The 12878-nt window shown below is 67.4% G+C and carries 9 protein-coding genes and 1 pseudogene; 2 read left to right on the top strand and 8 right to left on the bottom strand.

Annotated features, from left to right (window positions below; genetic code table 11):
* Window positions 1-44: 44 nt before the first annotated feature.
* Entirely contained in the window at window positions 45-761 is a 717-nt protein-coding gene (locus BLQ10_RS16120; RefSeq protein ID WP_091563783.1) for a DNA alkylation repair protein, read from the bottom strand.
* Between the two features lie 362 nt (window positions 762-1123).
* Here BLQ10_RS16120 and BLQ10_RS16115 point away from each other — a divergent pair, with 362 nt between their 5' ends.
* Window positions 1124-2170, top strand: coding sequence for a glycoside hydrolase family 16 protein (locus tag BLQ10_RS16115; protein ID WP_175558657.1), 1047 nt, complete (start codon window positions 1124-1126; stop codon window positions 2168-2170).
* Between the two features lie 90 nt (window positions 2171-2260).
* Here BLQ10_RS16115 and BLQ10_RS16110 read toward each other — a convergent pair whose 3' ends face one another.
* From BLQ10_RS16110 to BLQ10_RS16095, 4 genes are all read right to left on the bottom strand, one after another.
* The gene (locus tag BLQ10_RS16110) at window positions 2261-2914 is read right to left on the bottom strand and encodes an aspartate/glutamate racemase family protein (RefSeq protein ID WP_091563781.1); all 654 of its coding nucleotides are present in this window, start codon (window positions 2912-2914) and stop codon (window positions 2261-2263) included.
* A 347-nt stretch (window positions 2915-3261) separates the two neighbouring features.
* Window positions 3262-3591 (bottom strand): hypothetical protein, encoded by a 330-nt coding sequence (locus BLQ10_RS22115; RefSeq protein ID WP_139164263.1) that lies wholly within the window; start codon window positions 3589-3591, stop codon window positions 3262-3264.
* Window positions 3588-4253, bottom strand: a complete 666-nt coding sequence (locus tag BLQ10_RS16100) for a glycoside hydrolase family 16 protein (RefSeq protein ID WP_254785609.1) — start codon at window positions 4251-4253, stop codon at window positions 3588-3590. Before BLQ10_RS16100 ends, BLQ10_RS22115 begins: the two co-directional genes overlap by 4 nt.
* Before the next feature lie 197 nt (window positions 4254-4450).
* On the bottom strand, window positions 4451-5422 hold the full coding sequence (locus BLQ10_RS16095; RefSeq protein ID WP_091563775.1) for a dienelactone hydrolase family protein: 972 nt from the start codon (window positions 5420-5422) through the stop codon (window positions 4451-4453).
* 273 nt (window positions 5423-5695) lie between these two features.
* Between BLQ10_RS16095 and BLQ10_RS16090 the strand changes: the two are divergent.
* Window positions 5696-7229, top strand: a pseudogene (locus BLQ10_RS16090) (DUF222 domain-containing protein).
* Window positions 7230-7240: 11 nt separating this feature from the next.
* Here BLQ10_RS16090 and BLQ10_RS16085 read toward each other — a convergent pair.
* The 3 genes from BLQ10_RS16085 to BLQ10_RS16075 all read right to left on the bottom strand — a co-directional run bounded on the left by BLQ10_RS16085 (window position 7241) and on the right by BLQ10_RS16075 (window position 12865).
* Window positions 7241-7669 carry a nuclear transport factor 2 family protein gene (locus tag BLQ10_RS16085; RefSeq protein ID WP_175558656.1) on the bottom strand — a complete coding sequence of 143 codons (429 nt, stop codon included), beginning with the start codon at window positions 7667-7669 and terminating at the stop codon, window positions 7241-7243.
* 183 nt (window positions 7670-7852) lie between these two features.
* Window positions 7853-11485, bottom strand: a complete 3633-nt coding sequence (locus BLQ10_RS16080) for an Ig-like domain-containing protein (RefSeq protein WP_175558655.1) — start codon at window positions 11483-11485, stop codon at window positions 7853-7855.
* A 558-nt stretch (window positions 11486-12043) separates the two neighbouring features.
* A complete protein-coding gene (locus BLQ10_RS16075) occupies window positions 12044-12865 on the bottom strand; it encodes a nuclease-related domain-containing protein (protein ID WP_091563769.1) in 822 nt (273 codons plus the stop codon).
* Between the last annotated feature and the right edge of the window lie 13 nt (window positions 12866-12878).

Here is a 12878-nt window from a genome sequence, read left to right as displayed (position 1 = left end):
AACGAGGGCCGGGCCGGCGGGGCCTGTTCGGATCGGTCGGTTCGTCACTCTCCAACGGAAGTGAATTGCAGCTCCGGCCTCCTCTTTGCCATCTCGGCCACGACCCGGGAAACCGCGTCCCGGACCGCAGCGCCGTCAGCGTCGGCGTCGTCGTCGAGCGGCCCTCGAGGCTCGCCGAGCACGGCAGTGGCGTGCCGGACAAATCTGTCCCAGTCCCCCGCGCCCGCGCGCAGCGCCAGCAGTGGCGAGAGCAGCGCAGCCCGGCGCAACCAGGCATCGGGCTCGCGCATCCACCGATCCAGCACGCTGTCAGCCCGCACCCTGGCCAGAATGTCGAGCCCGCCCACCAACGGGCCGACGACGTCGACGGCGAGCGGATCCACGAGGTCCCGCACCTTCGCGTCCCGGATGAAGCCCTCCAGCCGGGTGAGGTCGGAGTTAGTCAGCAGATGCACATTGGCCTGCAGCAGGACCACCGCGGCCAGCCGGCGCTCGAAAACCGGCGCCGTCCGCAGTTCGGAGTCCCGCAGTTCGGAACCCCACAGTTCGGAACTCAGCGCGGTGACCTCATCGTGGGACAGCCCGGGATAGCGGCGGCCGGCGTCCCGGACGGTCCCGCGCACGGCACCCACGGAGGTGCCGTAGAACCGGAAGCCCCTGCCTCCCGGTTCCACTTCCAGCCGCGCGTGCAGCTCGTCCGCACGGCGCCAGGAACCTTCCCGCTGCAGCGAGAGGTCGATGAATTCGCCAGCATCACTCACCCGTCCATTCTTTCGCGTGGGCACCGGGAAATGCCGTGAACCCGTCCTGAGAGGTTTGCGGGTCAAGGTAACGTTCAGGTAACGTAGGCCGCTGGCCGCGAAGGCCTGGCCCTAATGCAGGGCCCCGGACCGCCCTTTCTCAGGGCCCGGTTGCGCCGTTCGGCGTCTGCTCGCCCATGTTCCTGCGGCAGGGGCCGGATGAAGCTTCCCGCACTCGCCGCCGCCCTGGCAGCGCTGGCAGCGCTGGCAGCGACGGTTGTGTGCGCCCGTCACAAGCCCGGAGGGGTCCGTTGTTCCTGAAAACACCGTTCAAACACGCACAGCCGAAGACACCACGCCCCAAGACAGCACAGCTCCACAAAATGGCGATTGCGCTGAGCTTGGGTGCACTGTCCCTGACCGCGTGCAGCGTCGCTCCCACGACCGGCGCCACTGCCCCCTCCCCGGCCACCCAGGCCTCGCATCCTGCCGCGGCTTCCACGTCCTCGGCGGCCACCAAGGCCTCGCGTCCTGCCGCGGCTTCCACGTCCCCGGCGGCCACAGCGCCTAAGTCGGCGGTGCCGTCTGCGCCCAAACCCGTCGGCGGCACCGCCGCTGCAACGGCGGATCCGGGAGTCGAGGCGGCACCGGCAGCCGCCGTCGCGCCGGCCGTCGCGGGCGCAGCGGGCGCCGCACAAGTGGCGGCCACTACGGTCTCGACGCCGGCCGCGCCGGCCGCCGCGCCCGTTGCGGCCCAGGCCGCCGTCGCCGCGACCGGCGACGGTTCGCAAGCCGCCACCGCCCGGGGCTGGGGTGCGGTTGTTGCAGGCGACGAATTCTCCAAGGCCGGCGCCCCCGATTCCACCAAGTGGAGCGTCTTCAAGGGAACCGGACATGCCGGCAAGGGCGTGCGGAGCCCGCAGGCGTGGGCGGTTGCCAATGGCGTGGCCACGGTCAGCGGGAACTCGGCCGGCACCACGGGCGGCATGTCGGCCAAATTTGCGCAGCAGAAATACGGCAAATGGGAGACGCGCATGCGGACCAGCGCCCGGGACCCGAAGTACCACCCCGTGCTGCTCCTGTGGCCCAACAACAACACTTCCCCCAACTGCGCCGAGATCGACTACGCCGAGGGCAGCACCAACACCACCCAGATCAAGTTCTTCCTGCACTACGCCTGCGGCGGCTCGAACTTCCAGACCACGGCGGCCAAGACGATCGACACCACCCAGTGGCACAACTACGCCGTGGAATGGACTCCGACAGGCATCACCGGATACATCGACGGCGTGAAGACCTTCTCCGACACGAATCCCGCGCACCGGCCCTCCGTGGGCATGCATCAGACGTTGCAGCTGGATTGGTTCCCTGACGGATCGGCCACCAAGCCTTCACAGATGCAGATCGGCTGGGTTCGCGTCTATAGGTAGGACCGGCGCAGCACCCCACGCCCCGCGCCTCATCCGGGTGCGGGGCTGGGTTGTCATTGACCGATGGCGCGCCGGCACCGGCGGCGGGACTCAAACCTTCTGAAGGTCCGGGGCGACCACAGCTGAGACGAGCATGGAGCCGGCTGCCGTCACGGCGTCGATGACCGGAACCCCGAGCCGGCGGCGGAGCACGTCCGCCATGCCGATGCTGCTCAGGCCGGTGCTGGCCTGGACGATCACGTCGGCACCGGCGTCAACCAGCATGTGGGCCGCGGCGAGGGCGTCGAAGATGCCGGCAGGCATGAGGAACGCGTCGGGCGTTTCGACGCGCCCCTCCCCGTCAATGAGCAGCATGCGTTCCCCCAGTGCTTCCGAGATCGGGCCCGGCACGTGGGCGCCGAGTCCCAGGACTCCAATCGTTCCGCCAAAGGTCAGTGCGGCGGCAGCGGCTGCGGAGCCCGCCCCGATGACCGGGATGTCCACGGCTGCCCGGGTGGCGGCCAGCCCGGGGTCGGCCGCGCAGCTGATAATCAGGGCGTCGGCGTCCGCTGCCATTTCCCGGGCCAGCTGGACTACCTTGGGTGCCGCAGAATCGAGCGACGCTTGGTTGTAGACGCCGGACGGCTGGTCCGGAATACAGCGGGAGGTGACGCTAAATCCGAATGCTTCCTGCAGGAGTTTCCCGTGGGCGTGGAGCAGGCGTCGGTCCGACGTCGTCATCACCCGGATCAATCCAACACGCATGGCGTACTACCTTTCGAATGGATTCCTTGGTGCGAGGCTACCCGGCGAGTATTTCCATGTCTTTTCGGGCAGATGACCAACACAAGCGCTGCCGCGGGCTTATGCCGTGGCGCCGGCGGCCGTACGCATTCTCAGGGCCGCCGGCGCCGTAACCTGTGCATGACCTTGGCGAAAACTTCGCTCCCGTTAAGGTTGGCGGCCCGGCTCCGTTGTATGGTTTTGTCACGGTGGGGCGTCTTCGGATCCGGGTACCGTACCTGGGATGGGGGGAAGGCGGCAGGCCGGTTCCGGACTCAGCCGGAACGATGATCAAAGGAATAGCCATGTCGGTGGAGCCCTCGTCCACTCTAGGACGCCCCGAAGAACAGGTTCCCTATGACCTGGTGTCCGGTGCGGAACATGCCGCATCTGCCGATGGAGTCCGACATCAGGCCGCCAGAATCGTTGACGCGGTCCTCGCCGACACTGCTCCGGAACACGACCGCGCCCGGGAGTTGCTTCGCCAGCAGCTTGCTGCGCATCCCGGACAGCCGGAACGTGCCCTGATGGAACACCTCGTGGCGTTGCAAGCGTTGAGCGGGCCCTATGAAGAGACGTTCGACGCTGCGGGCCGGCTCTTGCGGGACGTTGACTCCGGAGAGTAACGCGGCTTCAGAGCTCACTTCCCGGGCGCTCACTTATAGACGCGGATCCAGTCGATCTGTATCTGGCTCGGTTTGGTGGGGGTCCCGTTGGGGAACCAGTCAAGCTGCACCGTTTGGTGCATCCCCACCCTGGGCTGATGCGTGGGGTTCGTGTCGGTAAACCACACCAACCCATCGAGGTAACCGGTGATCCCGGCGGGGGTCCACTCGACGGCGTAGTTGTGCCATTGCGTCGTGTCGATCCGGCGTGCGGCCCGGGCCTGGAAGTTCGGGCCGCTGCAGGCGTGGTGCAGGTTGAACTTGATCTGGGTGGTGTCCGCGGTGCCTTCCGCGTAGTCGATTTCGGCGCAGGTGGGCGATTTGTTGTTGTTCGGCCACAGGAGCAGCACGGGGTGGTACTTCGGGTCCCGGGCGCTGGTTTTCATCCGGGCCTCCCAGCGGCCGTACTGCCGATGGGCAAACCTGGCGGACATGCCGCCCGTGGTGCCCGCCGCGTTGCCGCGGACCGTCACGACGCCGCCGCCTACTGCCAGGGCCATCGGGCTCCGGATCCCCTTGCCCGCGTGCCCCGGTCCTTTGTAGACCTTCCATTTCGCGGGGTCAGGCGCCCCGGCGTAGCTGAACTCATCCCCTGCCACCGCCGGCCCCCATCCGCGGGCGACGGCGGTTTGGGTCCCGTCGGATATTGCGGTCACGGCCGCCCGACGGTCGAGGGCGGGTGCAGCCCCACCCCCAGTCAGGGCCAACGCGCCTGCCGCGGCCAAGACTGCAGCGGTCCGCTTTGCGAACATCGCGCCTCCTGGTTTCCGTAATACGTAGAGCCTGGAAAGCGGAATTGCCGGTGCGGGCTTAAGGCCGCACGGAAGGAGGACTGGATGCGGCGGCCGTGCGCTCAGACATACTTGCCGAACCAGGCCAAGGTGTCGTTCCACGCGGCGGTGGCTTGCTCCTGGTTGTACCGCGGCCCCGTGTCATTGTGGAAGGCGTGGTCCACGCCGGGATAGATCTTGAGCTCGTGCCGGACGTCAGTCTTGTCCAAGGCATCCCGGAGGGCCGGCATGGCGCCGGTGATCCGCTGGTCGAGTTCGGCGTAGACGCCAAAGACGGCGGCCTTGATGGTCGCGACCTTGTCCAGGTCAGGTGCGGGTCCATAAAACGCTGAGGTCGCCAACAGGTCCGGGATCGCCGTCGCCGCCTGCCAGGTGATGCCGCCGCCGAAACAAAAGCCGTTCATGGCGATCCGCCCCTGGTCAACGAAGTCCTGGGCATTCAGGTAGTTGAAGCCAGCGGCGAAGTCGGAGACGTGACGCTGGGCCCCGGCCTGGGTCAGTGCTCCCGGCACGGCGTCGGGGTCCATCCCCGCAGTACCGCCTTCCCGGCTCAGCAGGTCCAGTGCCAGTGCCGCGTAGCCGGCTTTGGCGAAGCGGCGTGCCACATCCTGGATATGGGGTGTCAGCCCGCGGTTCTCGTGGCAGATCAGCACGGCCGGCCCGGCGGTCCCATTTTCGGGCCGGGCGAGATAGCCGCTGATGTCGGTGCCGCCCGCAGCGAATTGCACGGTCGCCGTCGTGAGTCCGGCCGCCCCCTCTGGGACGGACAGCGGGCTCTTGGCCCCTGGTACGGCGCCCGCGGACGCGGTACCGGTCCCCGGCGAGGACGGTGCAGGCGTCGGCATGGCGTCCGTGCTGCGGGGAACCTCGTCGGGCGTGCAGCCAACGAGGAGCATCGCTCCCGAGGTCGCAACCATGCTGCCCATGATGAACGCAACCCGGCGCGTGAAGGTGCGCTGACTCATGGCGCCGGCGCGGTAATCGTCGAAGAATTCCTCAATCAGGTACTTCTCAAACTTGCCAAGCTGCGTCATGACGGCTCCTCCAGTGTGCCGATCATCCTCCTCCGAAGTCAGATCTCAGGCAAGGGTCCTGCAAGGAGGCCCCGGCGGTGCCGCGGCCACTTCCCAACGACGACGTCCTGACGCTTTGCCGCCTCGCTAGCCGCAGCGGCAGCTCACCTTGCCTCACTAGACCTTGTTTCTTTCTGGAGGCGGCGAAGGACTTCGATCAGCAATCTCTGCCTTTGTGTTCCAACCAGGTGTGCTTAAATCTAAATTGTCATAGGTCGCGGGGAGACTTGATTTATGGACGGCAATCAGGGGCCCGAGTTGGTTCCGGCAGGACCCGGCGACGCTGGCCTCAGTCGCGCCGGAGGCGGCGCGCCTCCCGGACCGGCCGCCGACCACCCGCCGCGGGTCCTTCACCGCCGTCGGCCAGGAGGCCGCCCTCCCGCCGGCCACGGACAGTGCCGCCGCACTCATCGATGAGATCAGGGACCTCGAGGACCGAAAGTCCGCCATGGCCGCCCGCCAGGCCCGCCTGGCTGTCGCCTTCGAACTTCAGCAGCGCCGGGAACAGGCCGACGCCGGCGTGCCCACGGACCAGCTCGGCGCCGGTGTCGCAGCGCAGATCGCCCTCGCCCGGCTCGAATCCCCGGCCAAGGGCGGCCGGCTCCTCGGCCTCGCCAGGGCCCTCGTGACCGAGATGCCGCACACCCTCGCCGCCCTGGAAACCGGGCAGCTCAACGAATGGCGCGCCACCCTGCTCGTGCGCGAAACCGCCTGCCTGAGCGCCGCCGACCGGGCCACCGTCGACGACGAACTCGCCCCCGACACCGGGACCCTATCCGGGGTGGGTGACCGGGCCCTGGTCGCGGCTGCCCAGGCCGCCGCGTACCGGCGCGACCCCCGCTCCGTCACCGAGCGCGCCGCGCACGCCGCCACCGCCCGGCACGTCAGCTTCCGCCCGGCCCCGGACACCATGTGCTACCTCACCGCACTGCTCCCGGTCGCCCAAGGGGTCGCCGTCCAGGCCGCCCTGGCCCGGTCCGCGGACACGCTCCGTGCCGCCGGGGACCCCCGGTCCCGGGGCCAGCTCATGGCCGACCCGCTTGTCGAACGCACCACCGGCGCCCCGGGCGGCATCACCGGCATCGAGCTCCAGGTCATCATGACCGACCGCACCCTGTTCCAGGGCGACAGCGAACCCGCCCGGATCCCCGGCTACGGCATCGTCCCCGCCGCCTGGGCCCGCGCCCTCATCGGCGGCACGGCGCCGGCCCCACCCGGAGACGGCGGCTCGCCGGAACCCGGCAGTCCCCCGAACCCGGGAGACGAGCCCGGCGGGGCGGCCCGGACCCCCGGCCACCCCGCGTTCGGCGTCTGGCTCCGCCGGCTCTACACCCACCCCGGCACCGGCGACCTCGTCGCAATGGACTCCCGCGCCCGGATCTTCCCCGCCGGCCTGCGCCGTTTCATCCAGGCCCGCGACGACACCTGCCGCACCCCCTACTGCGACGCCCCCATCCGCCACCTGGACCACATCGTGCCGCGGCACGGCGGCGGGAGCACCAGCCAGAGCAACGGCGCAGGACTCTGCGAAGCCTGCAACTACACCAAGGAAGCCCCCGGCTGGACCGCCATCCCACGCCCAGGGCCACGGCACACCATCGAACTCACCACCCCCACCGGCCACACCTACCACTCCACCGCACCACCTCTGCCGGGAGCACCGCTTCGCCCATCAGCCGCAGACCAGCCGGGATCCCGTCGCCGGCGCCAGATCCGGCATCAGGCCAAAACGCGTCGACGCGCGCGTAGTCTTCCTCCAGCCGCTTGAGGCCAGCCACTTTAGTCCATGGGGCCCGTGGGCTGGTCCGGCAGGCGGCCCGTCAGCGTCTGAACTGCCTGTGCGATGCCCACGTCCTCTCGTTCAAGCTCTTCCATGTAGAGCCTTCCGCCAGTTATGAAGCCGTCCTCGATCTCGAAGATTGTTACACCGCGCATGTCGAAGGGCTGCCCGTCGGTGCGGGTTCCGACCCAGGTCCATTCGCTCCACGTGGTGTTACCGTCATCCACGGACCGGAGTACTTCTGCGTGAAAATCGGGAATGCCAGCGAAGATAGCCGCCCAGTTCGTGTGCATCTGGGCCCGTCCCACAAATGCCCTGGCCGGGTGGGCCGGTTGCACGCTGTTGTACCACTCATGGAACAACGCGGCTGCCGCCTCGAGGTCGTGGTCATTGAACGCAACAAGCAGGCGTTGGATAACTTGGTTCATCTGGTCACTCCTCGGCGCGGCGGGGCTCGTGCGCGGTTTCATACACCGGCTCGTTGGCGGACCGCACCACGGCCGAAAATCAGCCCGCCCCCGTCATTAATCTACGCCGCCGCCCTCGCCCGCTACCAGACCGATCAGGCCCAGGCGTTGATCGGCGCCTGGGCCCGAACCGACGCGCCACCGCTATCCAGTAACCTGCCTGGTCGTCGAGTTCCAGGTCAGCCGACCGCGTTGAAAATCCGATGCCCGGCCGCCGGAGACCGAGTGTTCGTCGCTAGTCGGATAGCCCAGTCTGCTTCTCTCCCAGCCCAGGGACGCCCACTTGGTCCGGATGGCGCCCTGGACGGAGTGCGCTCCGGTCTTCGACGACCAGTAGATCGAGGACCCACCCGCACCTGTAAAGTGGTTGTACCGTCCCACCCCGTCCGGCGAGGCCGTCTCGTCGGTGGTCGGATAGCCCAGGCCTCTCTCCCAGCCCAGGGACGCCCACTTGGTCCGGATGGCACCCTCAACGGAGTGCGCCCCGGCCGTCGGCGACCAGTAGATCGAGGACCCACCCGCACCCGAAAAATGGTTGTACCGCCCCACGCCGTCCGGCGCGGCCATCTCATCCGTGGTCGGATAGCCCAAGCCTTTCTCCCCGCCCAGGGACGCCCACTTGGTCCGGATGGCGCCCTGGACGGAGTGCGCCCCGGTCTTCAGCGACCAGTAGATCGACTTCCCGCCCGAGCCGGAGAAGTGGTTGTACCGCCCCATCCCGTCCGGCGAGGCCGCCTCGTCGGTGGTCGGATAGCCCAAGCCTCTCTCCCAGCCCAGGGAAGCCCACTTGGTCCGGATGGCCCCCTGGACGGAGTGCGCCCCGGTCTTCGGCGACCAGTAGATCGAGGACCCACCCGCACCTGAAAAATGGTTGTACCGCCCCACGCCGTCCGGCGCGGCATTCTCATCCGTGGTCGGATAGCCCAAGCCTCTCTCCCAGCCCAGGGACGCCCACTTGGTCCGGATGGCGCCCTGGACGGAGTGCGCCCCGGTGATCGGCGTCCAGTAGATCGAGGACCCCTTCGAGCCGGAGAAATGGTTGTACCTTCCCACCCCGTCAGGCGCGGCCTTCTCGTCGGTAGTCGGGAAGCCGAGGGCACCGGCGGCACCGCCCGCCGCCTTGTAGCGCTTGTAGACGTCGCCGATGACGGCATGCGCCCCGGTCGCCGGTGACCAGCAGATCACCCCTCTCACATAGTCCTGGCACTTCCCTCCCGCCACGTCATACTCCAAGGCCAGCGACCGGCCGAGTTTCGACCTCGGGTCGCCGGCGCCGACTTTCCAGGCGTAGGCAGCTATCGGGTCGTCCGTGCCCTTCCCTGTAAGCATTACCTTGAGCGCGCCTTGGCCGTCGTCCGCAGTGATCAGATAAAAAGTGTCCTGTGTTCCGGCCTGGCCCACTTTCGCCGGAGTAAACGTCACAGACTGATAAGCAGACTCACCTGCGGGAATCTTCAACCCCTCGGCGATGGGTGTGGTGGTTGAGAAGACTCCTTGCGGCGCTTTCGCCTTGGTGATGGTCATCGGGACGTTGCCGGTGTTCGTGATCTGGAAAGCCCGGGTGGCCGAGGCTCCGACGGGGACATCACCAAAGTCCAGCGAGCTCGGCATTTGCAGGTGCGCCGCGCCGGAGACGGCGGTCGCGGCCACCTTTACGGTCACGTTCCCGCGGTCACTGGCGACGACGAGGGAATCGGTCACCGGACTCGCCGACGTTGGACTGAACATCATGGACACTGCAAGCGACGCGAGTGGCTGGATCGTCTGCCCCACGACAGGCACCGTGGCCGGGTCGACGCTCAGCTGTGCGTTGGCCGGCAATGTGACTCCGGTGATCTTGGCGACGGTGGTGCCGGTGTTGACGATATTAACCGTCCCCCGGCTGACCGTTTTTGTTGGGACGTCAGTGAACTGCACCACGGCCGGGGTTGCGCCCAGGCCGTCCTTCGTGCCGACACCGTGGACGCCGAGAAGGTCGGTCTCGCCGTCGGCCGTTTTGACCGTGAGCGTGCCGTCTGCCTGGCCCGGAACCGTCGGCGAGAACGTCACGGGGACCGTCATGCTTGCGCCTTTCGCCAGCGTCCGGGGCAACGTGAGCGTCGCTCCAAGCTTGAACGGCGCACCGGCCGTGATGGAGCTGATCGTCACCGCCCGCGATGCCGTGAACGTGACACTTGCGGTTACCGTGGAACCCACGCTTGCTTTGCCGAGGTCAGTGTTCGTTGCCCCTACCGCTGACGTTGTCGGGGCGCCGAAGCCTAGGACATGCCCGTCCCGGGTGCCGACGTACACACGGCCCCGGTCGGTGGCCACCGAGGAGAACTTGGCCCCGGTACCCAACGGGGCGCTAAACACCTCCTTGAGGTTCCCGGTGTTGTCCGGGAGTGCACGATAGGCGCGCAGTTCCGCACCGGCCCCCGTACCTCCGCTGACGTAGACCACCCAAACCAAGGCCGAGGACGCGTCCGTACCGGAGGACGTCACCACCGGCGAACCGGAACTGAACCCGAACGTGCCGGTGGACGTCCCGACGGCGGCGAGGCTGACCCCGCCCGCAGCGCTCGTCACGAGCTTGAACGCGCGAAGGTACCCGTTGCTCTCGATGACGTAGAGGTATCCACCGCTGCTGGTCCCGAGAAACGCGGGCTTTCCCCACACTCCGCTGTACGGACCGGCCATGTCCAGGACGGCGTCGGTGCCGCCCGGCCCCTGCGCCATGCCGCCCAGGTTGTCCCGGTCCAGCAGGTACATGTGGCCGTCTTTACCGATTTGGGCCAGCAGGTGCGGGTGTGCAGCGGTGCCATAGCCGTCCGGGATCGCGACGGGCGCGCCGGAGCCCAGATCGGCGTCGTTTAGGTTCAGCTTCGCGTTGTCGGCCGGACTGAAGAAGTCGGTGGCTTTCAGGTTGCCGTCACTGCCGACCCGGAGCCGGACCACTGCCTCCGCCAGGGTGGTGGGGGGCTTCGTTCCCGGACCCGGTTTGGGGGAAATGCCGTTCCCCGTGGTGAGCAGGATTTGACCGGAACCGTCGGACACCAGTCCCCCGCCTGATTGCCAGATCCCGCCCTCCGCGTTGGCGTTGCCTGATTCGGTCGCCCACATCGTCGTCTGCCGGCCGGCGGTCGATACGCCGACGACATAGCCGACGAACGGCGCGTAGTCGCAGTGGCTGGCAAATCCCGCATACACGACCCCGTTCATGAGCAGTAGCCCTGGGCGCTGCATCGCGGTCATGGCATTGAACGGGCGGGTGGGGTCATTTGTCGGTGCGCCATCGATCACGACGGGGAACCCTGGTTTCTCCGCACCTGTCACCACATCCAGGGCGTGCATGTACCAGTGCGGGAGCTTGGCACTGGCACCGTCATTCGTCTTCGCAAGCAGGTAGACGCTCTTCGTCACCGGGTCGTAGACGGGAGTGGACGTAATTCCGATGTTGGGCGTGAGGTCGCCGCAGCCAACCGTCGACGCCGGCCACGCCGGCCCGAGTTTACGCGTCCACTTTGCCGCACCCGTGGCGCTGTCCAGCCCATAGACCGCATTGTTTTCCGTGGCGGCAATCACGGTACCGCCTACTACGAGCGGCTGGGCGTAGACCTGCCCGTCCACGGTTGCAGAGAACAGTTTGCCGAAGTTCGAGGAGGCGACCGACGACGGCGAGAGCCCGGGCTCGTCCTTGTCCCAGCCCGACCGCAGTGAATCTTGGGCGATGGTCCCCACGTCCGCGACGGCGGGCCCGCTCAGTGACAGCCCGGCAAGTGCGAGCGATGCTGCCACCAGAGACGCCCAGACGCCTCGGGACCACAGGTGTTGCCGGGGCCAAGCCGCGCTGATCGTTGCCACCCGGTGCTTCCGGCGATGCGGCGACCCACCCATTCCTCCACCGCGAAAACGGCCATTAAAATGGCCGGACGACACCCAAGTTTTTGTTTGATCACGCATGGCTGAGACCCGATTCTGATCACTACATTAACTTTATTAACCCCGTAGTTTGGAGCCTAGAAGCGGGACTTCAGGAGCGCGCGAGTGGATGCTACTCGACTTCTCGGGGGCCATTCCCGTTTTCTTCAGGTCGCTACTTGCCCGCTGCTTGGGCGAACGCCATTGCCTACTTGATTCGCCGGAAACGCCACGCGGAGGCACACCTCGTTCTGGCGCCGCACCGCATCATTTTTAGGCGACGAGTCAGAGGCAGCACGTGGCGCGGGCATGCGGGACGGCGGGGGCGATCGGGATGTTCCCTAACGGGATCAGCGGCCGGGCGGGGACGTCTCAGCGTCCCGGGTCCGAGCTATTGCGCGACGGCGGCGTGCGCCTTTCGCTGGAGGGTCTCCCCTACCGGTTAATCAATGCATGCAGGATAGCCGCACCCAGCGGACCTGCCGTGGCCAACACCAAAAAGCCGACGGCGGGAACACCAAGCACCCACGCAACCCTGCGCCGTCGTGCCTGATCAACCAACCGCCGGAGGGCGGCGAAGTTCGTATTGAGCTCATCCGGGTTGCCGGGCAACGCTGGCTTCGTGTGCCAGGTCCGGGCATTCACGGCAGCGGCAGCGACGCGTTGGACCTGTTCCGCGTCCAGTGCAGCTTCGCGCCGGTGCAGAAAGCCCAGGAGCTGCCGATCGCTGAGCACAATTACCTGGCGCGGCTTCTCCTTGATCGTCAACCGCGCCGGTTCCACGATCACCACGACCGCCGTGACGTCGACGGCGGCACCCACTGCCGTGCTGAGCAATTTCGAGGCCCGGGCGGCCTCGTGCGCGGAGTTGTAGAGATGGCGGAGTTTCTTACCTGACACCATCAGGGTTTGCCCTGCCACCCAGATTGATTGACCCGCATGGTTCTTCGTGTTGAGAGTAAAGACGCCGGCGGGACCGACCAGCACATGGTCGATATCCGCCCAGCCCGAGCCCACCGGGACGGCATGCAGCACCAGCCATTCGGGCCCGAGCCCTGCCAGAATCCGGCCCACGGCGATCTCGCCCAGCGCACCCCGGTACCAGGGCCAGCTGGCGTCGCTCAACGGACTGGCACCGAACATCCGTCTCAGCAGCGAACGCGGCGGAACGAGCGCCTGGACTGCCAACAGCTCCTCGATCACGGATTGGGCCGCAAACCGTTCGGTCAGCGGCGCCGGCGCCGGGTATCCGCTCATTGCCGCGACTGTC

Origin of the sequence: Arthrobacter sp. ok362, assembly GCF_900102785.1 — a bacterium.
Lineage (GTDB): Bacteria > Actinomycetota > Actinomycetes > Actinomycetales > Micrococcaceae > Arthrobacter.
Note: the sequence above shows the minus strand (reverse complement) of the source record. Positions and strands in the feature narration are given on the sequence as shown.